Here is a 26,452-nt window from a genome sequence, read left to right as displayed (position 1 = left end):
AACGACCATTGCCGCTGCCATACATAAAAACGCCTTCTTCAATTTGGAATTGAGAGAGGCGTTTTACTATGCCGTTTTTTAGGAAGACCGCTTCCGCACAGAGATGCATAACCAGCTGTCTGATTGCCACAAAGCTCACTATTCCATATAATGATGAGGAAACGAAAGCAGGGATCCTTATGAAATTGAAACTTATATTACTGACTCTATTCTTCCTCTCAGGCTGCGGCATGTTGGAGACGACGGACACCGCTGGCACGACCGACCAGATCGATGTGGAAGTGACACAGGTCATTGATGGCGACACCATCAAAATCATCTATGAGGGTGAAGAAGTGACTGTCCGCTATCTGTTGATGGATACACCGGAAACCAATCATCCACGCCTGGGCGAACAGCCTCTCGGCAAAGAAGCCACTGAAGAAAACAAACGGCTGATTGAATCGGGCGATGTATCGATCGAATTCGACGTCGGCGACCGCTTTGACGACTACGACCGCTTGCTGGCCTATATTTATGTGGATGGCGAAAGTGTACAGGAACAGCTGATTGAATCCGGACTTGCCAGAGTCGCCTATGTGTTCCCGCCAAATACCCGCTACCTCGATGACTTCGAGCAAGCGGAACAAATTGCGAGAGACAAGGAAGCAGGCATTTGGCAATACGAAAACTATTCCACTGACCGGGGCTTCAACTCAGATGTCTTCGGACAAGATTCAACCGGAAATAACAGCCCTGCCACTGAAGAGCCGACTCAAGGCGATTGCGCGATCAAAGGCAACATCAACCGCAGCGGCAATAAAATCTATCATATGCCGAGCGATTCCTCCTACGAGCAAACCAATCCGGAAGAATGGTTCTGCACTGAACAAGAAGCACAAGATGCCGGTTTCCGGGGTGTTGGCCAGTAGGACAAAGGCTCTTCATCTAGCTTTTTTCCGCCTGGATGCCTGATGAAATGCAGACCGTATTTTTCTTCTCCAAAAACTATTGACTTTTTCCGTGGACAAGATATACTTATATTTGTCCTGGAAATTGAGATTCCTTAGCTCAGCTGGGAGAGCGCTACCTTGACAGGGTAGAGGTCGCTGGTTCGAGCCCAGTAGGAATCATACGTGTTAAATTGAAAAACCGCGCAGCCTCATTGGCTGCTCGGTTTTTTTGTGCTCCATATTTTTCAATCTGCGGGCAGCGAGCCGAAAAAAACAGCGGACCCATCCTCAAATTAAAAACAATAATAGGACAATCAGTAAAATACCACCATAGAAATAGAATCCATCTTGAAAGCTTATGCTCTCTTCGCCAAAGAAATACAAATTTAACTGCTTCATTTCATCATCCCTTTTTTAAATTTCTCTAAGAAGCGATTCCTACTTTCATTCAACCGTCACAATCGAAACCACTTCATCCATCGGCAGCCTGTGCTTTTCAGCTTGATCTCCGTAAATCAACATACGGCTTCTTGCATCGATGCCTTCAATCGTTCCCCTGTGCTCATAGATTACTCCGTCCTTCCAGCTGTGGATAAGGACTTCGCATTGGCGTTTCAGTGCAATGTCCATCTCCTCCTGGAGCAGCTGCAAGTCGTATTCGTTCAGGTCGGGTTTGGGTACCTTTTCGTCTTTTTCGTACCACTCCCGGATCATTTCGACATGTTCCGGCAGCATTAAAGCTGTCCATTTGATCTTTCCACGGTCTTTGATGTCGCCTACGGTCTTTAAATATTTATTGCGCTTCATCGGACCACTCCCCTTATTCTTTATTGTGTCCGCCAATCAGTTTCGTCCGCGCTATGGCTGTGCCTGCCTGGGTACCCGATATGCCCCGGTAAATCGCCGAATAGCCGTACTTTTTCCGGATGCTGTCCATGGCTGTTCCAAGACTTCTGTTTTCGAACTTCCGTTCATCAAAAAGGCTTAACTGCATGGATGATTCTTCTTCTAGGTTGCTGATGGACAGTGAAATCTGTCGGACGGGTTTGTGCTGGAAATGTTCTCTGAAAATCGCCTGGCAGACCTGATAAATCTTCAAGGTGTCATTTGTCGCTTCTTCAATAGAGCGCGAGCGGGAAAAGCCCCCACCGAAGGCAGTTTTGCTGTATGCGATGCCTAAATGTATCGTCCTCCCTGCACGGCGGGCTTGGCGCGTCCGCATCGCTACGTCTTCGCACATTTCCAGAAGGATTATCATGATGTCTTTTTCTTCTATGTAATCCCGATATAGAATCTGTCCTTTTCCATAACTGACCTGCCCCTCTATCAAGGGAGATCCCAGATCCGATAAATCGATGCCATTCGCGTGCTGATGCAGCTGATTGCCCAGAATCCCGAACCGCTCTTCCAACAGAGAGACATCCGCACTCGCCAGATCCCCCACACAAAAGATGCCCATGCTGTTCAGGGTCTTTTCCGTTCGTGATCCGATGCCCCACATTCTCCGCAGAGGCGCAACAGGCCATAACTTCGCTGCTACATCAGCATATGTCCAATAGGCAAAACCCGTTTCTTTCGCTTCCAGATCCAAAGCCAGCTTCGCCAGCAGCATATTGGGCCCTCCACCGACCGAGGAAGGCAGTTTGAAGTGATCCAGCAACTCCTGTTGAATGCGGCGCATGGTGACTTCAGGCGATCCCCATAACTTTTCAGTGCCTGTAAGTTCAATGAAACTTTCGTCCACGCTATAGATATGAATCGACTCTTTTGGCACATAAGTTCCCAATAACTCAGTGATGGCCATGGACTTCTCCAAATACAGCTTCATTTTCGGTTCAATCAGCAAGATGTCCGGATGGTTGGGGATTTCAAAAAGCCGCGTGCCGGTTTTCACACCAAAACGCTGCTTCATCATCGGTGAAGCAGCTAAAACCACGCTCCCCTTCCGCTCCTGATTCCCGACAATCGCAATACACACTTCCAGTGGATCCAACCCCAGCTCGACCGCAGAAACACTGGCATAAAATCCGCGCATGTCGATGCAGAATATAGAGCGTTCCGGCAGTTCATGTCCTTTCATCATCGCCACCTCCCTAAAGGGAACGTATGTTCTTATTCTATACCACCACTATGACAACAGCAATCCTTTTTGCGAAAATAAAAATTCCGGTCTTTGTTTTATTTAATTCGAAGGGGAACAGAAGCCGCTTTTCCAAGACTTTTCTGCTGTTTTCATTTCAGTCAACCCGGGATGGTTGGCCTTCAGCTTAGACAGAAGAATTGCCGCCTGAATCAACGAATTTTCTAACAACTTTACATTTGGCTGACCGCGTATTATGATAGTCCAAGTAAGAGATTTGACATCCATCGTTCTTATCAGCGCAACGGAAAACAGGACAGCAACTGTTCGCGCCCTGAAGGAATCATTGGGTGCCAAACCCACTGCAAGCTTTAGGAACAAAGTTTGCTTTGAAAAAGTCATCGCCTTCGGGTGATGGCTTTTTTCGTTTTTTTTTATATTTTTTATATGATAAAAAAACACAAAACCGGCCGGGCTAATGCCCGGCCGGTTTTGTGTTCAATTATGCTTCTGCTGTTTTAGCAGGTTTTTTATCGCGTGCCAGCCATTGGATTCCGAACAGAATCACAAATGCGACAGCACCGATTGTATCAGATAGGCCTTCCGGATAAATCAAAGCAAGTCCGGTTGCAAATGTCAGGATACGCTCGATCCAGTTTAGCTTCCGGTACCAATAACCGATCAGTCCCGCTCCGATAGCGATCATACCTGTCAGAGCCGTGATCAATACCCAGACCAGTTCCGGCCAGGTCGTATCGATCATTAGAAGGGCTGGTGACAAAACGAACATATACGGAATGATGAACGCTGCTATCGCCAGTTTAGCCGCGGTGAAACCGGTCCGTATCGGCTCACCACCCGAGATTCCTGAAGCCGCAAATGCTGCTAAAGCAACCGGAGGGGTGATATCGGCGATGATTCCGAAGTAAAATACGAATAAATGGGCAGATAAAGCGACCACAAGCGGCACCGCTGCTCCAACCGGCTCATCTATCATCAACAAAGTGATGATGGCTGGTGCCGCTATCGTTGAGGTAATGACATAGTTGGCGGTTGTCGGTGATCCCATACCCAGGACAATCGCTGCCAGCATCGTGAAGAATAGCGTCAGCAGGATATTTCCGCCTGAAGCGGAAACCAGCCCATTCGCCAAACTTAAACCAAGGCCGGTCTTTACAACGACCCCGACGATGATCCCTGCTGCCGCTGTTGCTGCTGCAACAGCCAGAGCAGTCCGAGCACCGTCAACCAACGCTAAGATGATGTCTTTGAAATTCAAGCGCGTTTCTTTATTGAAGGCACTGACAAAAATCGTCAGCAGAATCCCGTAAAGCGCTGCTTGCATAGTCGGAATACCAATCAATAGGAAGAAGATGATTGCAACAATCGGCAGGAGCAGGTAAATCTTTTTCAAGACTTCCTTGCGGTCCGGCATTTCTTCCGGTGAAAGGCCCTTTAAGCCGATTCGCTTGGCTTCGAAATGGGTCATGATCCAAACGCCTGTGAAATATAAAAGAGCCGGTATTGCAGCTGCTTTGGCAATTTCCCAGTAAGTCACTCCCCCGATAAATTCCACCATCAGGAAGGCTGCTGCCCCCATAATCGGGGGCATCAGCTGACCGCCGGTGGAAGCTGCTGCTTCCACCCCGCCGGCAAATTCTTTTTTATAGCCTAATTTTTTCATCATCGGAATCGTATAAGAACCCGATGTAACAACATTGGCAACAGAACTTCCGGAAATGGTTCCCTGCAGGGCACTTGAGAAAATCGCTACCTTGGCCGGTCCACCCGTTAAATTTCCGGCCAGGGATACAGCCAAGTCGTTAAAGTACTGTCCGACTCCCGTTTTCACCAGGAAGGAACCGAATAACAGGAAGGTGAAAATGAAAGTCGCCGATACGCCGATCGGTGTTCCCAATATTCCATCGGTGGTATAGAACATCAACTGAACGACTGAGTCCAGATCTTGTCCTCTATGACGCAGGAATCCTGGGAAATAAGGACCGAAAAAGGAATAGGCCAAAAACAAACTGGCAATGACCGTAATCGGCATTCCCACTGCACGCCTTGTCGCTTCAAGTGTCAGCAAGATCGCTAAAATACCGACGATCAAGTCCAATTCAGTGACCCGCCCCAGACGGAACACCAAATCGTCATACATGATCGGCCAATAGGCAGCTACGCCGATCGACAACAAGGCCAGGATATAATCGTACCAGGCAACTTTAAGGCGGTTTCCTTTACGTTTTCTGGCAGGAAACAATAGATAGATCAGGGATAAAGCAAATCCTAAGTGAATCGAGCGCTGAATATAGGCGGTGTATTGACCAAAAATTGCCGTATAAAGCTGGAATAGAGCAAATGCCAATAATCCGAAAAAGACCACATGTTTAATGATTCCGCTTAAATCCCGTGTATTGGATTCGGGATCATATCTTTGTAGGATTTCTTTCTGTTTTTCTTCTGAGATGTAGGATTCATCCTCTGGTGGAAGCTTTTGCTGTTCGCGTTCTTCTGGAGGCAACTTATCGCTCATCAAATCTCACTCCTTTTCTTAGTTGAAATAGGGATAAGCGCTCTACCCGAAAAGTATACGACTTACCTCTTTCAAGCGTTTTTTTCAAATCCATTTGACGCCCTTTAGTGCCAAATGACAGTCCTGCATCAACATCCCCTACAAACAGCCGGAATTCAGGAATTTTCTTCGTCATATTCTTGATGAAGTATTTACCGTCTTTTTCGACAAATGTCTCTCCTTCTCCTGCATTTGAAGGCATGCCAATATTAAAATCTTCGTATTCAAGCTCTGTCATCATCAGCTCATTGTTTTCCATTACTTTGTAGCTCTCGATGACTTCCGACAGATGGATTGAATGCGTATACCTGATTTGGAAATACGGACTTTCCACCGGTAGATAAGCCGCTGTTTCTTCAGTCTGATTATCGATAAATACATAATGCTTATGGAAAGGGAAGAATGCGATTAAGGAGCCGATTAAGATGAGGGCAATCAGTAAAGGAAGAAATTTCTGCATCCGGAGAAACTGCATAGACCATTCTCCTCCATCTTCAAAACAAAGAACTGACGGCAGAGCTCACGCTTTACCGTCAGTTAATCGCTCATTCAATTAGTTTACTTCGTCGAAATACTTCTGAGCTCCTGGGTGGATGTCGATTCCGATTCCATCAAGAGCTGTTTCAGCTTTGATAAATTCAGCTTTTGCATGCTGGATTTGATCTGTGTTTTCGTAGATCGCTTTCGTGATGTCGTAGACAAGATCTTCCGAAAGGTCGTTCTGAACCACTAGCATCGCGAGAACAGAGACAGTTGGAACTTCCTCAGTCAAGCCGTAGATGCCGGATGGTACAACGTCATGGGCATAATATGGATATTTCTCGATCAGTTCGTCAGCTTTATCCTGCTCTACAGGGACAATGACAACGTCTGAAGTAGCTCCAAGGCTTTCGACTGCGCCAGTCGGAGTTCCTGCAGTGATGAATGCCGCGTCAATCTGGCCTGATTGCAGACTTTCCTGCGACTCACCGAAGTCAAGGTTCTGTGCATCGATATCTTCCATTGTCATACCATGGATTTCCAATAATTGTTCAGCGTTAATATAAGTCCCGGATCCAGGGGCACCAACAGAGATGCTTTTGCCTGCCAAGTCATCAAAAGAAGCAATACCGGAATTCGCAGTCGTAACCAATTGAATCGTCTCCGGATAAAGTGCACCGATTGCAGAAACGGTATCGATCACTTCGCCTTCGAACATGTTCGATCCTTCAGCAGCATAGAAAGCTGTATCCGTTTGCACGAATGCGATCTGTGCAGCGCCATCGGCAAGTGCCGTCATGTTCGCAGCAGAAGCCTGTGAAACTTCAGCCGTGGTATCCAAACCTGTTTCGTTTTCAATGATCGTCGCCATAGCGCCGCCAAGTGGATAATAAGTTCCTGTCGTTCCGCCTGTCAGGATGCTGAGGAATTCAGGATCAGAAGCCCCGCCTTCGCCTTCTCCTTCGGGTTCTGTAGTAGCTGCATCATCTCCGCAACCTGCCAAAAATACAGATCCTGCAAGAGTTACTGCAGCAAATAAACCAAATTTCTTTTTCAACATAAAGTGACCTCCCTTTTCAATAATAGTATTCCGTGTTCCAACTTCATAATAGCATGTCTTTCTTACTAGTTTCAATGCATTTCAGTAAATACAACCGCTTACAGCGGGAACATTCAGAAAAATAATCAGGTTTCAGCACCTTCTACATGGGTTTCAGGAGCTGTGTCTTCCGGAGCCAGATCTTCAAATGTTCTGCCCTGCTCTTCAAGATCACGTGTCCGGTGGGCAATGCGGGCAGATGCACACGCTGCGACGCTTGCTACTAAATCATCGAGGAATGTGTGGACCTGGCCACCGTATTTTGTATCCAGGTTATGGATAATACCTGTTTTGTTTTTGTCCAAGTGGCCAAATGTGGTCACGGCGATGCTGCCGTATGTTAAAACTGCTCCCAGCCCGATCATTTCATCGACACCGAAGAGCCCTTCATCCGATCCCACGATCTGCTGGAGCGGGCGGGATAATTTCCCTTGCTCTGCCAATTCATCCAATTCAATCCCTACCAGAAGGGCGTGCTGCATTTCGCGTTTACGCAAAACACTTTCAACCGATTCCATGCAATGTTCAATCTTCAGCCCCTCATTGAAAGGCAGCTGCATATCCAAAACAATTTTGGCTATGTCTTCATTGGTGACTCCTCTGCGCTCCAGTGCTTCGTGCGTTGCTTTTGTCACGTCGTCTGAGTGTACTCGAAATCTTCCGCCATCCATATCAAAAACCCCTTCCCTCTATATAATTGGTGTTCTTTTCCCATTATACCTTGTCGATTCATTATGGTACAATTTTCTTACAAAACTCTAGAGGAGGCCTATCAATGACTACTGGAAAGGTAGAAGATTTATCCATCTACAGCAAGGAACTTCAAGAAGACATGCAATTGCTTGTCTATCTTCCTTCCAATTTCTCGCCCTTATATAAATATACGCTGGTCATCGCTTCTGACGGCAAAGACTATTTTCAATTAGGACGAATTCCACGGGTGGTGGATGAGCTATTGGAAAATCAGGAAATTGAAAACATCATCGTGATCGGTGTTCCTTACAAGAGCGTAGCTGACCGGAACAAAAAATACGAACCGACCGGCGAACAGCATGGTGCCTATCTGCGTTTTTTGGCGCACGAACTGGTTCCCTTCCTGGACGAAAAATACCCGACCTATCAAGTAGGCATGGGCCGTGCATTAATCGGGGATTCGCTTGCAGCGACCGTGTCTTTAATGGCTGCTTTAAAATATCCTAACATTTTCGGCCGCGTCATCCTGCAATCACCTAAAGTGGGAGATGAAATGCTCACAGCAGTGGAAGCATTTAAATCGGCCAATTCCTTTACCGTTTATCATGTCATCGGAAAGGAAGAAACAGCTGTCAAACTAAGCAACGGCGGAACCGAGGATTTTGTCGGACCAAACCGGAAATTAAATAATTTAATGAAAAATAAAGGGTTTTCGATCTTTTATGAAGAATTTGAAGGAGACCACACTTGGAGACATTGGCAGCCCGATTTGCGGCGTGCATTGATTCAGAACTTCGGCATGTAGAGGCTGGTGGTGCTCCAGGGCATAATTGGCACTAAGATAGAAATGGTTATTACAGACAAGGAGGTCGTTAGGATGAAATATGGAGTTGCAGCTTTTCCTTCAAAAAAATTGCAGGATCTCGCCAATTCGTACCGGAAACGTTATGATCCGCATTATGAACTGATTACCCCTCATATGACATTGAAAGATCCATTTGAGGCGGATGCATCTAAAATAAAAGATGTAGCAGCAGAAATGCAGAATATCGCCAAGCGACAAAAACCGTTCAAATTGCACGCTACGCGTGTCAGCACGTTTTCTCCGGTTACCAATACCCTGTACTTCAAAGTGGAACCGAATGCTGAAATTACTGACTTACACGAAGACCTGCATTCAGATTTCTTCGGCGGTATGCCGAAACATTCTTTCGTCCCCCATATCACCATTGGGCAGAAGTTGTCCGATACAGAACACGCCGATGTTTATGGCCAACTAAAAATGGTCGGCATTGAACATGAAGAAATTATTGACCGTATACACCTGCTCTATCAATTGGAAGATGGTTCATGGACCGTGTACGAGACATTCCGATTAACTGGAGATGATCAGTAAGTGCTGAAAGTAAAAATTGCTGAAAACCAATTAGAAAAAGAACAGGCTTTCGATGTCCGCAGAAAAGTTTTTGTGGAGGAACAACAAGTTCCGATCCACATCGAAATGGATGAATACGATGACAGTGCAATCCATTTCGTCGGTTACCAGCTTGCGCAGCCAATTGCTGCCGGACGCATCCGGGAAGTGGAATCCGGACTTGGCAAAGTTGAGCGCGTATGCGTACTTTCCGAATACCGCGGACAACAGATCGGTGTCATGATGATGAACGAGATGGAAGAATATGCACGGGCACATGGGCTATTCAGACTGAAATTGAATGCCCAGACCCATGCACTTGCCTTCTATGAAAAGCTCGGCTATGAAATCACATCCGATGAATTCATGGACGCCGGTATTCCCCACAAATCGATGGAGAAAGTCGTTGCCGGATAATAGTCTAAATCAAAAAGCAGATCAACCGATAAATCGGCTGATCTGCTTTTTGGTGTTTTTAAAGGATGTGGTATCCGCTGTCTACATGAATGGTTTCGCCTGTAATACCGCGCGACATGTCGCTGAACAGGAAAGCAGCTGTATCGCCCACTTCTTCAGGAGTGGTATTGCGGCGTAATGGTGCTTTTTCTTCGATTTCATGCAGGATTGAGTTGAAATCGCTGACCCCTTTTGATGATAGGGTACGTATCGGACCCGATGAAATCGCATTGACCCGGATGCCGAGTCTTCCAAGATCTGCCGCCAAGTAACGGACCGACATTTCGAGAGAAGCTTTTGCTACACCCATGACATTGTAATTCGGCATTACGCGCTCGCCGCCGATATACGTCAACGCTACAATGCTGCCGCCTTCTGTCATCAATGGCTTTGCATTTTTCGCGATATTGGTCAATGAATAGGCGCTGATATTTTGTGCCAATAGGAACCCGTCTCTTGATGTATCTGAAAAATCGCCGGCCAATTCCTCGTTCTTCGCAAAAGCGATGCAATGCGCCAGTCCGTGAATCGTACCTACCTGTTCTTTAATGGCCGTGAAGCATTCAGCGACAGCCTCATCATTTGTCACATCGCATGGCAGGATCAACTCGTGGTTGCCATCCAATGTCGCCACCAAATCGCGAACAGATTTTTCAAAACGTTCACCTGCATACGTAAAAATCAGGTTTGCACCAGATTGATCCAAAGAACGTGCGATTCCCCAAGCAATGCTCCGCTTGTTGGCTACTCCCATAATGACGAAAGTCTTTCCTTTTAATGATATTGACATGTCCATTCCTCCTGCGTCTGTTATTATTACCTGGTACTAATAATACCTCACAAAAAAGAAAAGTGCAATTCGCACTTTTCTAGAGGCTGCTCAGGAACGTAGTTGCTAAGCCTAAATAAATCAAAATCGAAATGATATCGTTTAAAGTGGTGATAAAAGGACCTGAAGCAACAGCAGGGTCGATTTTCATCCGATGAATCAATAATGGGATGAACGAACCGGCCAATGTCGCTACAAAAATAGAACTTGAAACAGCCGTTCCGACCAATACACCGATCAGCAACTCGCCTTTCCAGAAGTAAACCAGACCAACGACGACAACACCGCAGACAATACCGGTAATCAGTCCTGTCCCGGCTTCCCGGAACAACAGCTTCATTTTGCTTTGCTCTTCGATATCGCCTGTTGCGATTCCTCGAACTGCTACAGCCAAAGCCTGGGTACCGCTGTTTCCAGCCATTCCGGCAATCAGCGGAATAAAGACAGCAAGCAAGGCCACCTGATCCAACGTCGCTTCGAACATTCCCATCAAATTGGCGGTCAGCATGCCAAGGAAGGTCAACAGGATCAACCACGGCAAACGTTTTTTTGCTGCGGTGAACGATCCTTTGTCGAACGTATCCATATCAGAAACGGCTGCCAGTTTGGAATAATCGTCCGATGCTTCTTCTTCCAGCACGTCAATGATGTCATCGACCGTGATGATGCCGAGCAGATGATGTTGGAAATCGACAACCGGCAAGGCCAGGAAATCGTAATCCTTGATCATCCGTGCCACTTCTTCCTGATCTTCACTGACAGAGACGCTGACAACACGGTCATTCATAATCGATTTGATCAGCGTGTCTTCTTCTGCAAGGATCAAGTCACGCAAGGTCACGATGCCAGACAGTTTTTTATCGTCATCGATGACAAAAACATAGTAAATGGTTTCCGCATTCGGAGCGGCATTGCGAAGAATATTCATCGCAGATCGGACCGTTGAATTTTTCGGTATCGCTACAAATTCCGTGGTCATAATGGAACCGGCAGTATATTCTTCGTAATGCAGCAAGTCCTTGATTTGCTGCGCCGACTCTTTGTCCATGATCGTCAAGTAACTGGCGACTTGTTCTTTATTCAGTTCGTTTAAGACATCGACCGCGTCATCCGTATACATATAGGATAATAGATCGGAGGCGTAACGCGCGTCCATCTCTTGGAAGAGATCTTCGTAGTCATCATCATCCAATTCAATAGCTTCAAAAATATCCGCCATCTCTTTAGGAGAGAGATACTGATAAAGCAATTGCCTGGTCTCCGAATCCGCCTTTTCATAAAAACTTGCCTGGTCGTATGGATGGTGCGATAAAAACTCATCGCGGAATTCTTTTACATCTCCGCGTATAAGCAATTCAGTAAACAATGCATCATTCAATTCTTCATCACGTACTACTTTTTCTTCCATCATGTATACTCCCTCCTTTCGAAGATTCTCTCTGCTTGCTATAGTAGTCTATACGCTACACCATGCTTATGTATAGTAAACTCCAAAACAAAGAGGTGTGTAAAATGAAATACGATATTATCGGGGATATTCACGGCTGCTATCAGGAGCTGCTGCAGCTCATTGCCCGTTTAGGCTACGAAAAGCAAGGCGATGTGTTCATCCATCCGGAAAACCGGAAACTCGCTTTTGTCGGCGATGCCATGGACCGTGGCCCTGAGTCCCTCAATGTCCTGAGATTATTGTTTGCATTGCAGGACGCAGGCATCCTCTACTATTCCCCTGGAAATCATTGCAATAAACTTTTCCGTTACTTTAAAGGGAACGATGTCCAGCTGACACATGGCTTGGAGGTGACTGTAGATGAATGGCAGCAGCTGCCGAAACCGGAAAGGCAGCAATTCCGAAAACGCTATATCCATTTCTATGAACAGCTGCCGCATTATCAACAGCTTGAAAATGACCTGATTGTCGCCCATGCCGGCTTGAAAGCCGAAATGATCGGCAAACCGCTCAGCAAAGGCATCGCGGTATTTGTCCTATATGGCGACATCACCGGAAGATTCCATGCTGATGGCCGTCCTGTCCGGCGGGATTGGGCCAAATCCTATAGAGGCCAAAAATGGGTGGTGTATGGCCATACACCGACAGCCGAACCTTATTTCGTCAACCGCACCGTCAACATCGATACCGGCTGCGTGTTCGGCGGTTCCTTGACGGCTTTCCGCTTTCCTGAAAAAGAAATCGTTTCTGTCCCTTCCCAGCAGCCGTATCAACCCGACCGCTTTCACATCTACAGTTAAACCAGCGACTGCATGTCTTTATTCAATGAAGAACTGAAGAACAGTTTGTCTCCTGAAACCGGGTGGAACAATTCCAATTCCGTACAATGGAGCGCCTGACGTTCCAATAGATCCCTCTTGCCGCCATACAAATCGTCCCCTACCAAGGGATGGCCGATATGGGCTAAATGGACACGGATCTGATGGGTTCTGCCGGTATTCAATTGCAGGTTGATATGCGAATAGCCTTCCAGTCGCCGGAGCACACGGACTTCTGTTTCTGCAAATTGGCCATCGTTGCGGACTTCCCGTTCAATGATGCTCTGATTCTTTCGCCCGATGGGTGCAGTTATGGTAAATTCGTCTTTGTCTATTTGTCCATGCACCAGCGCTTCATACCGCCGTTTCATCTTTTTCTCCTGCTGCTGCATGGAGATTATATGATGGATATGGCGGTTTTTTGCGATGCATACAAGCCCGGATGTATCCCGGTCCAGCCGAGTCGCGATATGCAGAGTCGACGGAATGCCATGGTCATTGAAATGCTTGGCAACGATATTGGCCAGACTGCCGAAAGGATGTTCACGGGAGGGGATCGTATTTTGCAGCGGCGGTTTTTCAACGATCAGCAGTGCATCATCCTCGTAGACGATGTCCAGTTTCCCGTCTTCTGCAACAAGCCCTTTTCCATGTTCTTCATTCGGAAAAATAACGGTCACAGCATCACCTTTTTCCAAGGCATGCCTGACCGTTACTTCTGCACCATTCACTAAAATCTGTCCGCCTCCGTACTTTACGGAAGCGAGTGTTCGTTTGGAGATGCCCCACTGCCCCAATGCTTCACGGAGCAGGCTCTGGGCTTCAGCAGTATACGTCAGTTGAAAAGGTTTCATGGCGTTCAATCTGAAAGCTCGCTGTCGATAAAGGAATCATGGACACGCTGCCAGAATGGGAATGAGCGGAATCTTGCAAATCGAACTTTTTCGCTGGCCACTTTGTATTCGATTGATTTCACATCTTTATGGAGCAGCTGCAGATGATCGACCGTGACCATGAAGTCAGGTGCTTTCACCGGGCGTAATGCACAACGGTGATGGCCGGGCAGAACCAGCGGTGATCCAACTGTACGGAAAACCCGGTTATTGATGGAAGCCATCTCCGTCAATTGCATCGCTTGAAGTGACGGGTGGATGATGGCACCGCCAAGCGCCTTATTGTAGGCTGTGCTCCCCGAAGGAGTGGACATGCACAGGCCGTCTCCTCTAAAGCGTTCAAAATGACTTTCGTTCAAAAAGACATCCATGACCAATGTGACATCCGGAGACTTCACTGTCGATTCGTTCAACGCCAGATAAACAGCTGGTTCATCGAGGTTCTGGTAATGGATACTGACTTCCAGCAAGGGGTATTCGATCACTTCAAATTCTTTTTTGGCAATCGATAAAACCAGCTTTTCAATTTCAATCGGCTTCCAATCGGCATAAAAGCCAAGATGGCCTGTATGTATCCCGACAAAGGCGACATCCGCGAGTTTTTCGCTGTATTTATGGAACGCATGAAGCAAGGTGCCGTCTCCGCCAATCGACAGGACGACATCCGGCGACTCCTCATTCCACTCCATTCCGAAATCCTCCAGGTAGTCCCTGGCAGTGGCCATCAACTTGTTGGATAATTTGTCGCTTCTCGATATAATATAAAATTTCATCTTTCTGATCGACCTCCCTCTCTATCGGCTCGGAAATGTGTTCCGGGTGATTCCTTGAATTCGGTGAAATAAGCTTGTGCTTCCTGAATTTCATCCCGAATCTGGGACATTTCCTCATCCAATTGGAATGCGGCTTCCGCTGCACGCTGTAACCGATTCTTTATCTCTTCCGGAAAAACACCTTTATATTTGTAATTCAAGGAATGCTCAATCGATGCCCAGAAATTCATAGCCAGTGTACGGATCTGGATTTCCGCCAAAATCAACTGCTCACCATTGATGGTTTGGACCGGATATTCCACAATCACGTGGTAAGAGCGATAGCCGCTCTGTTTTTCCTGGGAGATGTAATCTTTTTCTTCCACAATCCGCAAGTCTTTGCGCTGCCGCAGCAGGCCGACTACGGTTTCAATATCCCCGACAAACTGGCACATCATCCGAATTCCGGCAATGTCCTGCAATTGATGGGCAAGCTCTTCGGAAGGCTCAAACGGAATGCCTTTTTCCAGGGTTTTGTCGTAGATGCTCGCTAAAGGTTTGACGCGCCCGGTCACGAACTCGATCGGTGAATTTGTATTTCCATTCTCAAACTGGCTTCGCATCCCTTTAAATTTAACCTTCAATTCATCCACTGCCTGTTTATATGGTGCTAAAAATCGATTCCATTGACCCATTTCCGGTCCTCCTCACTTCTTTCAAGATCGTGAAGCAAGTGCCTCATGAAATGCTTGTTCTACAGCGGTACGGAAAGCTTCCCCGTAATTGTCGTTGCCTTCTATATTTTCCACCAGCATCCATAGCTCTTCGTGGAAATCTGCCAAGGGCATGACTTGCTTGCCCCACGTAAGAAGCGGAACTTTTTTCAGCTGCAGCGCCTTGGTCATCGCTGGCCATGTATGTATATCAAATTGAACATATATATATTCTGTACCCGTATCCAACAAATAGACAAACGCCTGATTGTCGGAATCCGTCAACATTTGGCCAGATGCTTCAATTGCTTCGGCCGGTTCAGTTTCTTCGATGAAGAATTCAATTTTATTGTCGTTGATTTCAGTTCTGTTTACTGCCACTAATTTATGCAAATCAATACTTCCTTTCTGGCTTCTTGATAATGATATTTTAACACAGCTCTGCCATTCGTTGCAGTTTGCACTAAACTATCCGATAATGAAGTTAACAGAGAGGTGTTCACTATGACAAAAGAACTCGAAATCGAATTTAAGAACATGCTGGCCAAAGAAGAGTATAAACGTTTGCTGGAAGATTTCGCCGCTCTTCATGACGGGCCCATCACCCAGCATAACCATTATTTCGATACTGCTGATTTCCGGCTGAAAGAGCAGCTCAGTGCCTTGCGGATCCGCAATAAAAGCGGCCGCTTTGAGTGCACCTTAAAAGTTCCTGCTCCAGTCGGACATTATGAAATCACCGATAAATTGACCAAAGAACAAGCGCGCCGGATGCTTGAACTGGAAACCTTCGAAGCAACCGAAGTATCTGTAGCCCTTCGAGAACTTGAAATACCGCTGACTGCATTGAAGCCGATCGGAACCTTGACCACACACCGTGTGGAATTCGAATATCTCGGTGGCCTTTTGGTGATCGACCATTCCGAATACAATGGCCTTGAAGATTTCGAGTTGGAATTCGAAGTGGCAGACGCGGAAACCGGCCATGAAGATTTCTTGAATTTCCTGCAGCAGCAAGGGATTCCCGTACGTCCAGCACGAAAGAAAATTGCGCGCTTCATGGATTCAGCTACTCCACGTACTGCTGGCCAATAGTTTTGGAACCCTAAATTTTGTAAACTTCACAATCGATTTGGTTGAGATATTCAAGCTGCGTTGTTAGAATGAATTTACAGCTAAAGCAAAGGAGACACGATGATGACTGGAAAACCGATTATTCCGTACGAAGAGATTGGTGCGGAGAGATTATCACAGTTAGTCGATGCATTTTATGCTCGCGTAGCGGCACATCCAAAGCTGCAGCCTATTTTCCCAAATGATCTTTCAGAAACCGCCCGTAAACAAAAACAATTCCTAACCCAATATTTAGGTGGACCGAATATTTATTCAGAAGAACATGGACATCCGAGATTAAAGGCAAGACATAACCCATTCGCCATTACACCTGCTAGAGCTCAGGCTTGGCTTGAGTGTATGAGTGAAGCAATGGACGAAGTGGGGTTGAGCGGAAAATTCCGTGAGACTTTATACAATCGGCTTGTTTTAACTGCACATCATATGATCAATGCGTCTGACAGTGAGGAGGAGTTGGAGTGAGCAACCTGGACCTGGCTCAAGAAATTCGTGAGCCTGCGAATTCTTTCAAACCAATGGAACTGTATGTTTTTGTAGATCCTTTGAACCCGGAATGTTGGGAGCTTCAGGCTGTCATCCGGAAGCTACAGATTGAATACGGCCATTATTTTTCCATGCGCATCGTGTTGAGCACACAATTATTCAACTTAAACAAAGCAACGTTTTCAGCTAATATCGATACCGATAACTTAACTCACCCTGTGTTGCCTTCTGTTGCCATCAAAGCTGCAGAACTTCAGGGAAAACGATCTGGAAACCGCTTCCTGCACAAATTACAGGAGCATCTATTCCTTCAGTCAAAGGACGTCTCTTCTTACAGTGTCTTGCTGGAAATTGCGGAGGAAGCAGAGCTGGATCAGGAAGAATTCAAAACGGATTTCCATTCTGTACATACCGCAAAAGCTTTTCAATGCGATTTACAGATTACTCGTGAGATGGAAATCACTGAAGTACCCAGCATTGTATTCTTCAACGAATGCATTGAAGATGAAGGCGTCAAAATATCCGGACTTTATTCATACGATGTGTACCAAACAATTTTACAGGAAATGATGGGGGAAGAAAGCCTGAATCGGCAAACCCCACCGCCTTTAGATGATCTCTTCACAAAATTTTCGACCATGGCAACCAAAGAAATTGCTTCTATATACAATATTTCCGAACAGACTGCAGAATGCGAGCTGAAGAAACAAGTTCTTCAACAAAAGTTGGAACGCATCTGCATGCCGAAAGAAACTTTATGGAAAGTAAAATAACCTGCCTCCCCTTTGTGGGAGACAGGTTATTTTTTTGGCTTGGATTTAGCTTTGGATAGTATTTCACTTTTAGCGGAAAGTATTTGGCTTGAATTAGAAAGTATTTAGAAAGAACCAGAAAGTATATCCATTTAATTGGAATAATCTTCTTGTTCATATCCTCGCAACAACATGGGTGCTTACGCTTTTCTTTGTCCAGCTACAGCGCCCAGAACCTCGGGGTCTTAAGTCAATTTGCCTGTGCGGCACAAAACGCCGCTTCGGCAAACTGCCTTAAGCCTGTCGGTTCTAAACGGGCACTTCCGCTTTTCTCTTCCCAAAGCGAAAGGCGCCTTCCACGTCCGGAAGGCGCCTTTCTATATTACACAAAGGGGATGGGAGAAATGTTCACGCTCAAACAAAGGGGTGTATGTTTGTATGTGATTTATTTCACAACGTAATCTTATCACGGGATAATAGTTAATGCAATAATTCACAAGGACTTTCACAAATTCGTCATAATTAAGCTTATTATTGCTATCTCCATTTTCCATTTAATTATTTCAAAATAACTAAATAACAGAAGCTGATCTATAAAATCAGCTTCTGCCTCCATTTTATTTATTCAACAATAGCTTTTCAAGTTCGTTTAACTTTTGTTCGAATACTTTACAGGCTTCTTCAACAGCTTCTGACTGCGTCATGTCGACCCCTGCTTTTTTCAGCACTTCGATCGGATAGTCCGAGCTTCCCGCTTTCAGGAATTCATTGATATAACGATCAACAGCGGGCTGACCTTCTTCAAGGATCCCTTTGCTCAACGCTGTAGCTGCACTAAATCCTGTGGCGTATTGGAAGACATAATAATTATAGTAGAAATGTGGAATCCGTGCCCACTCTAAACCGATTTCTTCATCGACCGCCACGTCCGGCCCAAAGTATTTTTGGTTCAATTCGTAATAGACTTCAGTTAAGCGATCGGCTGTCAACGCTTCCCCGTCCTGATCCATTTTGTGCATCAGGTGTTCGAATTCAGCAAACATGGTCTGGCGGAATACCGTTCCGCGGAATCCATCAAGCCAATGATTCAACAAGTAAATGCGCTCCTGGTCGTCTTCTGTGGACTTCACCATGTATTCGTTCAGCAAGGCTTCATTGGTCGTCGAAGCGACTTCCGCTACGAAAATCGAGTAATCTCCATAGACGTATGGCTGGTTTGCGCGTGAATAGTAACTATGGACACTGTGGCCGAATTCGTGCGCCAGCGTAAACAGGTTGTCTACATTGTCCTGCCAGTTCATCAGGATATACGGATTGGTTCCGTACGCCCCCGAAGAGTAAGCTCCACTGCGTTTTCCTTTGTTCTCTTTCACGTCCACCCAGCGATTGTCGATGCCCTCTTTGACGATGCCTACATATTCCTCTCCAAGTGCTCCAAGCCCTTTGAGCATGATGCCAGTGGCTTTTTCATATGGAATCTCCATTTTCACTTCTTTGACTAGAGGGGTATGCAAATCCCACATGTGAACCTTGTCGATTCCCAGGACTTCTTTGCGCAGTGCTGCATAACGGTGCAATAGGTGGAGGTTATTGTTGACGGTCTCCACCAGGTTATCGTACACTGCTTCCGGAATATGGTCATCAGCTAAAGCCGCCTGGCGGGCAGAATCAAATTTCCGGATACGCGCTTCGACGTTATCGCGTTTAATATTGCCTGATAAAGTAGAAGCAAACGTATTGCGGAATTTGCCGTAGGTTGCATAAACTGCTTTAAATGCATCTTCGCGTACGCGGCGATCTTTGCTTTCAAGGAACCGGATATAGTTGCCATGCGTAATCTGCACTTTTTCCCCTGATTCATCTTCTATTTCCGGAAATTCAAGATCTGCATTGTTCAGCATTCCGAATGTCTCTGAAGAGGCTCTGCTCACTTCTGACATTTGAGCAAGCAGCGATTCCTGCTCTGCAGGCAAAACATGCGGACGCAGTGAATTCAATTCCTCGAGCGCCTGTTTGTATAAGCTCAAGCCTTTATGATCGGCTATCCAGTCATTCAGCACGGATTCCTCCAAAGCTAGAATTTCAGGCGTCAGAAATGACAAGCCAGCTGATACTTTCGCAAATAATGACTTAATCCGGCTGTCCATAGCCTGGTATTTTGAATTGGTGGTGTCCTGATCGTAACGCATATGCGAATACGTATATAGACGTCTCATGCGCTCCGTCAACTCATCTTTATACACCAGTACCTCATAAAGAGCTTCAGCACTTTCTTGCAATTTCCCTTGATACGATTCCGCTTTATCTCCTAAAGCAGCGACTTCAACGAACTCTTTTTCCCAAAGCTCATCGGTTTCAAATATATCTTCTAATCTCCAAGTCAATTCTGTTGGAACTTCTTCTCTCGTCAATACTTTGTTAACCATTTAGCTTCCTCCTCTGTCCCGTTCTTTCGGGAAACGAACTACACCTTATTTTCTCAATTTTCTCAAGTTTTTGCAATAGATATCATAAGCGCTGTCCAAAAGCTTCGAATCGGTCGAATCCAGATTGTTGAACGACAAATATAGGCCCAGATACTCTGTCATGAGCGATGATGCCTGGCCTGTTACATCTGGATTCATTAGGGGCACTCTTCCGGAAGCGACCAGCGCTTCCATGGAGATGCCGTTCTCCCAAGCAGCGACAGTCTGCAATTGCCACACTAACGCTGGAGACTTCATACATTCAGCGCCCAACATCGGAATTCCAAACAAATCAGGCACATCCGCCACATCTATCCGCAGTTCATAGCACAAGCGGCAAAACTTGTTTTTGATCCGATTTTCTGTGTACAGCTGATTGCGGATATACCGGCGCTTTACATTCTGAAAAATTCCCATTACGCTCCTGAATTCTTCTTTGGTCAAACGTTTTGGAATCGCGAATGGAAAAACCTGCCGGGCTGACTGAATCGATTTGGTTTTCCCCACCCAACGATTCGGGCTGATATAAAACAAATTCGAATGATAATAAAACCGGTTTCCGGGCGGATGGAACAAAAGGATAAAGGACATCGGACCGCTCTGTTGCCGCATCGCAATTTCAAAGGATTTTAAAGGCACAATCCCAATTTCTTCACGGCAAGGCTGTTTTAAGCCCTTTATCCAGATTGGCTGCATACCAAGCAGCCGATAGCCTTCAGAACGCTGGTTAAGCTGTGTGGCTGGAATGGTGCTGCATTGAAACTCAATCGCATAGTGCCCGTCGACCAAAAGGTCTGCGCGTTGCCGGATCGCTGATAGATGTTTCTCTAATTCAACATTGAGGTCTAATTGTTGGAAGAAATGATAAAGATGAAGTTTTCCGTGTAGATGTAAAGAGGATTCAGGTTCGCTGAAATGGTCGCAGTCTGAAAGACTTTTATGTGCGAAATGAGGGATGTTGATTTCTCCGATTTTCAAAAGCAGCGGAGCTTGGCAGGAAGGGCAGAAAAACTGCTCGCGCGAACGAATTTCCCGAAGTTCTTTTCGTGCATACCTTCCGGTTAAATAAAACAATTCCTGTTGCTTTGTTTTGGCCACTAATATATTGTTCACTCTCCTTTCTTCCATTCTATGGAAGGAAAGAAGTTTTGGCAATAAAAAAAGACCTCCCGTAAAGGAGATCTCATCCAAAATAATGCAAGACATTTGAGAGCGCGTCTTCTTTGAAAATACGGTTGCCGTATTCTTCAAGACGGTGAACAGTGACAGGTGACATACGCAAATATTCAGTGATGATGCTGACATTGTTTTTGATGTCTTCTTCTGAATGAAGAATCTCATCAAAACTTGTGTAGAGGTAATACTTGTTCTCGAAATGGTAGACAGCTGATTCAATTGGCACGTACATTAAGCGGCGCGCAATCGGCAACAGTTCCTCCACTTCCGAGAAGACAAATGTATATTCAAGTTTCTTAACGTCAGGTTCATCAAAGACCGGTTCGAATTCATCAAACTCCGGCGTAACCGCATCTTCACTTGCAAACATTTTGCGGCGTTCTTCTATATCATCAGGCAAATCAAGCTTTTGCCCATCTTTAGTTAATTGAGCACGTGTTACGGTTACTTCAAGACCTTTATCCATCGCCTGGACTTGGATCCAAAGTGGACCTTCCATTACGAAATCGGCTTCTTCGTTGACTTCATCCATCATTTCCCAAAAAAGCTCTTCGCTCTTATCTCTGTTAAACCAGATTTCGTCACGGCTAAACCCTCGCTCTTCAACGTCGAGATAGGAAATGTAAAATTTAACTGTGTTGTCGTTGATACGTTCTATTTCCATTTTACACCTCTCCTTTACGGTTTGGACTAAGAGAACATTCCTCAGAGCCGTGCTGTATTACTTTAAACAAGTATAACTTCTTTCATAGATAAAGAAAAAGTTTATGCCTATCCCCTAAGACAAGTTACAAGTACATAGAGTTTAATTCACTTAACTGATTTATGCAACTAATTTAAGATAAAGAAAAGCTGCCCCAGGATCTCTTATGAAATACCATAAAGACCGGACAGCTAGTGTACTTATTGTTAGTTGACCATTCGCTGAGCTTCAAGCAATTGATATGCTCTAACTTTACGTGGTAGGAAGCGGCGGATTTCATCTTCGTTGTAGCCCACCTGCAGGCGTTTTTCGTCCATAATAATCGGACGGCGCAGTAATCCTGGATGCTCCTGGATTAGCTCATATAAACGCTGAAGCGGTAAACTTTCAACATCTACATTCAATTTTTGGAATATTTTAGAACGGGTAGAGATGATTTCATCTGTGCCGTCTTCAGTCATACGTAAGATTTCTTTAATTTCGCTGATTGTCAATGGTTCAGAGAAAATATTGCGTTCTGTATATGGAATTTCGTGTTCCTCAAGCCAAGCTTTTGCTTTTCTGCAAGATGTGCAGCTTGGAGAAGTAAATAATGTAACCATCATAGTGGAGCACTTCCTTTCGGATTCATGAAAACTTCGTGTAGTACTTTTCTCAAATTAGAATCATTATAGTTTAGAGGCTCTACATTCATTATACAATGTATGGGATCAATTTAATAGTGTATCTCAATAAAAAATTTAGAAAACGAGCTTTTTGTCACATATTAGCTATATATTCTTTATACTTTTATAGCTATACATTCTAAATTTACCCCTTTATCATCTGTCGTAAACTTCCAAACTAAAATTAATTATTCTCAGTTACTTCTTCTTTTTGAAAATAGTTAGTACACTTATATACTACGTTTCAGAATCAAAATAGTTTCATTAAGAACAACAATATAAACAGATGAATTATTTTCAATGGCTACATCGATTTCCGGATATCCCCAAGCCTTCTCTAAAGCGCATTCTTTGAGAAGCAATCAAGGTGTATAGTCTACGCCCTCTGTATAAGAATTGCCGGCGTTCCATAGAAGAAACTCCTCTATCCCCTGGTCATTCAAAGCTTTGATCTGTGCTTCCACTTCTGCTTTTCCATACCGCTTGTAATTGCCTGCCCCCAGGTAACTGGCTGTGAAATCCTGGAGCCACGGCCGTGAAACTGGCGGATTGTCTAAAGCGGCCAAGACCTGATTTTCCACCTTCGCATACTCAGCTACCAGATTATAGGGTTCCAAATCCGGTTTGGCAATTCCAAAATAAGAAGTCCAGTGGCTTGGATAGATCATGGATGAAATAACATCTACATTTTCAGAGATTTTGGAAAAGTTCTGGCCAATGCCCGGTGCTTCCGGCAAAGTGGCAGCATAGCCGAAAATGTCGACAGAGACTTCCACTCCATAGGGCTCTAATTGTTCTCTAGCATATGCCACAAAATCAGTCACCGCTTCCACTCTTCTCTGCACAGGATCAGCATCTGATTCTGCATAGTCGCCAAGCGAGTAGCTTAAATCATCCGCACGGTGTTCGAACCCTTCTGGGAAGCGGACGTAGTCAAATTGGATTTCCTTGAACCCTAGCTTCGCTGCTTCGATGGCAACTTGAACATTATGATCCCATACCTCTTGCAAAAATGGATTGACAAATGCATCTCCACCATTGTTTTTCCATACCTGGTCTCCGTCCATAAACGTCAACTCCGGATTTTGTTCCGCCAATACAGTATCTTTAAAAACCACCACACGGGCGATTGGATAGATCTCTTCTTCTTCTAATTTTTCCAACATTGCTCTTGGATCCTTTATGAAAGGTTGGCCTATATTAAGCTCTGCCAAGGCCGATCCTTCTTCAGGTATGTATGTCAGGTGGCCAACATCTTCTTTTATATCGATGACCATCGCATTCAGTTCTGTTTGATCAATAAGGTTGATCAACGAATCGAACCGTTCTCCTCCGGCAGAATGCGCTGTCACAAAAATCCCCCGAACAGCATCCGGATAGTTGAAGTCCAGACCAGAGTCGAATTTATATAGTTGCGAAGACGCCAGCACTTTCGAGTCAAGTTCAACTGTATGATAAGTCCGCGGTGTAAAATCCGGTGCCTTGTCCCCTTCGGCTGCATAACCATTTTCAGCACTCATCAAACTAAAGCTCACTGCACAAATCGCTGCCAATTTCCACGATTTCACCATTCCACTGCACCCCTTTATCCTGCTTTAACAGCCAAACTACTCCTCCGACTAGAAGAAGGATTACTGACCGTAAAAGCCCGATTTGATTGTTAACCCTCAAAGTGGTTCGAGAAGCTCCTTGACGGTGATTTTCATCATTCATTGTTCTTCCATTCTATCATTTATCTGACTAATTGAAATAAGAAAATCATAAGGGTGCGAAATAGTTTTGACTGTCATTCAACAAGCGAGGATAAATAGAATTCGACTTGCGACCGAGACCTTATTCAAGCTAAAAAAAGAACGATGCCCGTAAGGACATCGTTCTTTTATCATTTGGTCAAAGATGACGCTTTAATGGATTCGAATTCACGTTCTGAGCATTGTACGAAATGCCCTGGACTGATTTCTCTCATCCGAACATCATCAGCTTTATTATAATCATGAACGGCAGGGTCGTAAGATTTACGGACCCGGTTACGCTCATAGTTCGGATCCGGCAGCGGAATTGCCGACAATAAGGATTGCGTATAAGGATGCAATGGGTTATTGTACAATTCTTCAGCAGGAGCCAATTCCACTAACTTTCCGAAATACATAACACCAATGCGGTCTGAGATGTATTTAACCATCGACAGGTCATGGGCGATGAACAAGAAAGTCAATCCTTTTTCCTCTTGCAGTTCTTTCAGTAAATTGACGACCTGCGCCTGGATGGAAACGTCCAATGCAGAGATCGGCTCATCAGCGATGATGAAATCCGGATCTACAGCCAAAGCACGGGCGATTCCAAGACGCTGGCGCTGACCACCTGAGAACTCATGCGGATAGCGGTTGGCGTGCTCTTTGTTCAAGCCCACTGTCTCCAGCAGATCATAGACCATCTTTTTGCGTTCTGTCTGGTTTTTTGCCAAGCCATGGATATCGATGCCTTCAGCAATAATATCCATTACTTTCATGCGCTGGTTCAATGAAGCATATGGATCCTGGAAAATCATCTGCATTTTGCGGTTGAATTTCTTCAAATCCTGCTTGGACTTTTTGCCGTGGACATTTTCACCTTCATAGTAAACATCACCATCAGTTGCATCGTATAAACGGATGATGGAGCGGCCGGTTGTGGATTTACCACAGCCGGACTCGCCAACCAATCCGAGAGTTTCACCTTTGTAGATGTCAAAGCTGATATCATCCACCGCGCGGACTTCGTTTGCTTTACCGATATTGAAATACTGTTTAAGGTTTTTGATTTCCAGTAATTTTTCAGCCATTACACCGCGCCCCCTTCATAATATCTGCTTCCCGGGAATTTCTTCATTCGTTCAATGACAGTTACAGGCGGTTCCACCTGTGGCGCATCCGGATGCAGTAACCATGTAGCAGCCGAATGGGTATCACTGACTTTAAAGAATGGAGGATTTTGCTCCATATCAATGCTTAGTGCATATTCACTTCGAAGCGCAAAAGCATCCCCCTTCGGCGGGTCCAATAAATCAGGAGGAGTTCCAGGAATCGCATACAATTTCGCATCTTCCGTATCCAATGACGGCATCGAACTCAACAAGCCCCACGTATAAGGATGCTGTGGGTTGTAGAAGATTTCATCAACCGTGCCGATTTCAACGATTTTCCCACCGTACATCACCGCTACACGATCTGCTACGTTTGCAACGACACCTAGATCATGTGTGATGAAGATAATGGATGTATCAATTTTCTTCTGTAAGTCTTTCATCAATTCCAGAATTTGTGCTTGAATGGTAACATCAAGTGCAGTCGTCGGCTCATCTGCAATCAAGATTTTCGGATTGCAGGCAAGTGAGATAGCAATAACGATACGCTGGCGCTGACCGCCTGAGAATTGGTGTGGATATTGTTTCATACGCAATTCCGGTTTCGGCATACCGACCAGCCGCAGCAAATCGATCGCTACTTTTTTCGCTTCATTTTTGCTGATTTTCTGGTGCTTTAACAAAGGTTCTGTTAATTGACGGCCAATCGGCATTGTTGGATTCAAGGAAGTCATCGGATCTTGGAAAATCATCGAGATTTCTTTTCCACGGATTTTCTGCATTTCCTTGTCGCTCAACTTCGTCAGATCACGGCCGCCAAAAAGGATTTCGCCGTTTTTGAATTCAGCTGAACTTTCAGGCAACAAACGCATGATGGATTTTGTCGTAACAGATTTGCCTGAACCCGACTCTCCAACGATCGCTAAAGTTTCGCCTTTATATAGATCAAAGTTAACCCCTCGTATCGCTTTAACTTCCCCGGCTTGGGTGTTAAAAGAAAGCTCAAGGTCTTTTACTTGTAAGATTTTCTCCATTATCAACGTTCCTC

27 protein-coding genes and 1 tRNA gene are annotated in these 26,452 nt (G+C 45.3%); 9 read left to right on the top strand and 19 right to left on the bottom strand.

Translation table 11 applies throughout. The annotated features are described in order from the left end of the window. Window positions 1-179: 179 nt before the first annotated feature. The gene (locus ACRC6Q_RS05980) at window positions 180-911 is read left to right on the top strand and encodes a thermonuclease family protein (protein ID WP_223633859.1); all 732 of its coding nucleotides are present in this window, start codon (window positions 180-182) and stop codon (window positions 909-911) included. A 128-nt stretch (window positions 912-1,039) separates the two neighbouring features. Next, window positions 1,040-1,112: transfer RNA gene (locus ACRC6Q_RS05975), tRNA-Val, on the top strand. A gap of 264 nt (window positions 1,113-1,376) precedes the next feature. On the opposite strand, the gene ACRC6Q_RS05970 is transcribed toward ACRC6Q_RS05975, so the two are convergent. The 6 genes from ACRC6Q_RS05970 to ACRC6Q_RS05945 all read right to left on the bottom strand — a co-directional run bounded on the left by ACRC6Q_RS05970 (window position 1,377) and on the right by ACRC6Q_RS05945 (window position 7,837). Further along, window positions 1,377-1,739: a YolD-like family protein gene (locus ACRC6Q_RS05970; RefSeq protein ID WP_431466057.1), complete on the bottom strand. Its 363-nt coding sequence runs from the start codon at window positions 1,737-1,739 to the stop codon at window positions 1,377-1,379. A 13-nt stretch (window positions 1,740-1,752) separates the two neighbouring features. Beyond that, on the bottom strand, window positions 1,753-3,012 hold the full coding sequence (locus ACRC6Q_RS05965) for a UV damage repair protein UvrX (RefSeq protein ID WP_223634872.1): 1,260 nt from the start codon (window positions 3,010-3,012) through the stop codon (window positions 1,753-1,755). A gap of 502 nt (window positions 3,013-3,514) precedes the next feature. Further along, on the bottom strand, window positions 3,515-5,548 hold the full coding sequence (locus ACRC6Q_RS05960; protein WP_431466056.1) for a TRAP transporter permease: 2,034 nt from the start codon (window positions 5,546-5,548) through the stop codon (window positions 3,515-3,517). Then, window positions 5,538-6,062 (bottom strand): DUF1850 domain-containing protein, encoded by a 525-nt coding sequence (locus ACRC6Q_RS05955; RefSeq protein ID WP_431466055.1) that lies wholly within the window; start codon window positions 6,060-6,062, stop codon window positions 5,538-5,540. Before ACRC6Q_RS05955 ends, ACRC6Q_RS05960 begins: the two co-directional genes overlap by 11 nt. 78 nt (window positions 6,063-6,140) lie before the next feature. Beyond that, window positions 6,141-7,127 carry a TAXI family TRAP transporter solute-binding subunit gene (locus tag ACRC6Q_RS05950; RefSeq protein ID WP_223633869.1) on the bottom strand — a complete coding sequence of 329 codons (987 nt, stop codon included), beginning with the start codon at window positions 7,125-7,127 and terminating at the stop codon, window positions 6,141-6,143. A gap of 125 nt (window positions 7,128-7,252) precedes the next feature. Then, window positions 7,253-7,837 (bottom strand): phosphatidylglycerophosphatase A family protein, encoded by a 585-nt coding sequence (locus tag ACRC6Q_RS05945; RefSeq protein ID WP_223633871.1) that lies wholly within the window; start codon window positions 7,835-7,837, stop codon window positions 7,253-7,255. A 104-nt stretch (window positions 7,838-7,941) separates the two neighbouring features. On the opposite strand from ACRC6Q_RS05945, the gene ACRC6Q_RS05940 reads away from it, so the two are divergent. The 3 genes from ACRC6Q_RS05940 to ACRC6Q_RS05930 all read left to right on the top strand — a co-directional run bounded on the left by ACRC6Q_RS05940 (window position 7,942) and on the right by ACRC6Q_RS05930 (window position 9,690). Further along, a complete protein-coding gene (locus ACRC6Q_RS05940; protein ID WP_223633873.1) occupies window positions 7,942-8,664 on the top strand; it encodes an alpha/beta hydrolase in 723 nt (240 codons plus the stop codon). 72 nt (window positions 8,665-8,736) lie between these two features. Beyond that, complete coding sequence (locus ACRC6Q_RS05935) at window positions 8,737-9,255, top strand: YjcG family protein (RefSeq protein WP_223633875.1); 519 nt, start codon at window positions 8,737-8,739, stop codon at window positions 9,253-9,255. Next, entirely contained in the window at window positions 9,256-9,690 is a 435-nt protein-coding gene (locus tag ACRC6Q_RS05930; RefSeq protein WP_223633877.1) for a GNAT family N-acetyltransferase, read from the top strand. 58 nt (window positions 9,691-9,748) lie between these two features. Here ACRC6Q_RS05930 and fabI read toward each other — a convergent pair whose 3' ends face one another. Together fabI and mgtE are read right to left on the bottom strand one after the other, a co-directional pair. Next, the gene (gene fabI, locus ACRC6Q_RS05925; protein ID WP_223633880.1) at window positions 9,749-10,519 is read right to left on the bottom strand and encodes an enoyl-ACP reductase FabI; all 771 of its coding nucleotides are present in this window, start codon (window positions 10,517-10,519) and stop codon (window positions 9,749-9,751) included. 79 nt (window positions 10,520-10,598) lie between these two features. Further along, the gene (mgtE, locus tag ACRC6Q_RS05920) at window positions 10,599-11,969 is read right to left on the bottom strand and encodes a magnesium transporter (protein ID WP_223633882.1); all 1,371 of its coding nucleotides are present in this window, start codon (window positions 11,967-11,969) and stop codon (window positions 10,599-10,601) included. Between the two features lie 101 nt (window positions 11,970-12,070). Between mgtE and prpE the strand changes: the two genes are divergently transcribed. Continuing rightward, window positions 12,071-12,808, top strand: a complete 738-nt coding sequence (gene prpE, locus ACRC6Q_RS05915; protein ID WP_223633885.1) for a bis(5'-nucleosyl)-tetraphosphatase PrpE — start codon at window positions 12,071-12,073, stop codon at window positions 12,806-12,808. On the opposite strand, the gene ACRC6Q_RS05910 is transcribed toward prpE, so the two are convergent. From ACRC6Q_RS05910 to ACRC6Q_RS05895, 4 genes are read right to left on the bottom strand one after another with little or no spacing between them, the layout of a single operon-like run. Then, window positions 12,805-13,680 (bottom strand): RluA family pseudouridine synthase, encoded by an 876-nt coding sequence (locus ACRC6Q_RS05910; protein WP_223633888.1) that lies wholly within the window; start codon window positions 13,678-13,680, stop codon window positions 12,805-12,807. The genes prpE and ACRC6Q_RS05910 overlap by 4 nt on opposite strands. Window positions 13,681-13,685: 5 nt before the next feature. Further along, window positions 13,686-14,492, bottom strand: coding sequence for an NAD kinase (locus tag ACRC6Q_RS05905; RefSeq protein ID WP_223633891.1), 807 nt, complete (start codon window positions 14,490-14,492; stop codon window positions 13,686-13,688). Next, window positions 14,489-15,166: a GTP pyrophosphokinase gene (locus ACRC6Q_RS05900; protein ID WP_223633893.1), complete on the bottom strand. Its 678-nt coding sequence runs from the start codon at window positions 15,164-15,166 to the stop codon at window positions 14,489-14,491. Before ACRC6Q_RS05900 ends, ACRC6Q_RS05905 begins: the two co-directional genes overlap by 4 nt. 21 nt (window positions 15,167-15,187) lie before the next feature. Beyond that, the gene (locus tag ACRC6Q_RS05895; RefSeq protein ID WP_431466054.1) at window positions 15,188-15,577 is read right to left on the bottom strand and encodes a hypothetical protein; all 390 of its coding nucleotides are present in this window, start codon (window positions 15,575-15,577) and stop codon (window positions 15,188-15,190) included. A 111-nt stretch (window positions 15,578-15,688) separates the two neighbouring features. Between ACRC6Q_RS05895 and ACRC6Q_RS05890 the strand changes: the two genes are divergently transcribed. The 3 genes from ACRC6Q_RS05890 to ACRC6Q_RS05880 all read left to right on the top strand — a co-directional run bounded on the left by ACRC6Q_RS05890 (window position 15,689) and on the right by ACRC6Q_RS05880 (window position 17,574). After that, window positions 15,689-16,279 carry a CYTH domain-containing protein gene (locus ACRC6Q_RS05890; protein WP_431466053.1) on the top strand — a complete coding sequence of 197 codons (591 nt, stop codon included), beginning with the start codon at window positions 15,689-15,691 and terminating at the stop codon, window positions 16,277-16,279. 102 nt (window positions 16,280-16,381) lie between these two features. Beyond that, the gene (locus tag ACRC6Q_RS05885; RefSeq protein ID WP_223633900.1) at window positions 16,382-16,780 is read left to right on the top strand and encodes a globin; all 399 of its coding nucleotides are present in this window, start codon (window positions 16,382-16,384) and stop codon (window positions 16,778-16,780) included. Next, complete coding sequence (locus tag ACRC6Q_RS05880) at window positions 16,777-17,574, top strand: ClpXP adapter SpxH family protein (RefSeq protein ID WP_431466052.1); 798 nt, start codon at window positions 16,777-16,779, stop codon at window positions 17,572-17,574. Before ACRC6Q_RS05885 ends, ACRC6Q_RS05880 begins: the two co-directional genes overlap by 4 nt. A gap of 596 nt (window positions 17,575-18,170) precedes the next feature. Here the strand turns inward: ACRC6Q_RS05880 and pepF are convergent. The 7 genes from pepF to ACRC6Q_RS05845 all read right to left on the bottom strand — a co-directional run bounded on the left by pepF (window position 18,171) and on the right by ACRC6Q_RS05845 (window position 26,438). Further along, window positions 18,171-19,979, bottom strand: a complete 1,809-nt coding sequence (gene pepF, locus ACRC6Q_RS05875; RefSeq protein ID WP_223633906.1) for an oligoendopeptidase F — start codon at window positions 19,977-19,979, stop codon at window positions 18,171-18,173. Between the two features lie 45 nt (window positions 19,980-20,024). Next, entirely contained in the window at window positions 20,025-21,131 is a 1,107-nt protein-coding gene (locus ACRC6Q_RS05870; RefSeq protein ID WP_431466051.1) for a competence protein CoiA, read from the bottom strand. Between the two features lie 70 nt (window positions 21,132-21,201). Then, the gene (gene mecA / locus ACRC6Q_RS05865; RefSeq protein WP_223633912.1) at window positions 21,202-21,858 is read right to left on the bottom strand and encodes an adaptor protein MecA; all 657 of its coding nucleotides are present in this window, start codon (window positions 21,856-21,858) and stop codon (window positions 21,202-21,204) included. Between the two features lie 245 nt (window positions 21,859-22,103). Continuing rightward, window positions 22,104-22,499, bottom strand: a complete 396-nt coding sequence (gene spxA / locus ACRC6Q_RS05860) for a transcriptional regulator SpxA (protein WP_006829729.1) — start codon at window positions 22,497-22,499, stop codon at window positions 22,104-22,106. 425 nt (window positions 22,500-22,924) lie between these two features. Beyond that, window positions 22,925-24,133, bottom strand: coding sequence for a putative glycoside hydrolase (locus ACRC6Q_RS05855; protein WP_223633914.1), 1,209 nt, complete (start codon window positions 24,131-24,133; stop codon window positions 22,925-22,927). A 311-nt stretch (window positions 24,134-24,444) separates the two neighbouring features. Next, the gene (locus ACRC6Q_RS05850) at window positions 24,445-25,383 is read right to left on the bottom strand and encodes an ABC transporter ATP-binding protein (protein ID WP_223633916.1); all 939 of its coding nucleotides are present in this window, start codon (window positions 25,381-25,383) and stop codon (window positions 24,445-24,447) included. Continuing rightward, window positions 25,383-26,438, bottom strand: a complete 1,056-nt coding sequence (locus ACRC6Q_RS05845) for an ABC transporter ATP-binding protein (RefSeq protein WP_223633918.1) — start codon at window positions 26,436-26,438, stop codon at window positions 25,383-25,385. Before ACRC6Q_RS05845 ends, ACRC6Q_RS05850 begins: the two co-directional genes overlap by 1 nt. Between the last annotated feature and the right edge of the window lie 14 nt (window positions 26,439-26,452).

Source organism: Planococcus sp. SE5232 (assembly GCF_050686535.1).
In the GTDB taxonomy this organism is placed as follows: Bacteria; Bacillota; Bacilli; order Bacillales_A; family Planococcaceae; genus Planococcus.
Note: the sequence above shows the minus strand (reverse complement) of the source record. Positions and strands in the feature narration are given on the sequence as shown.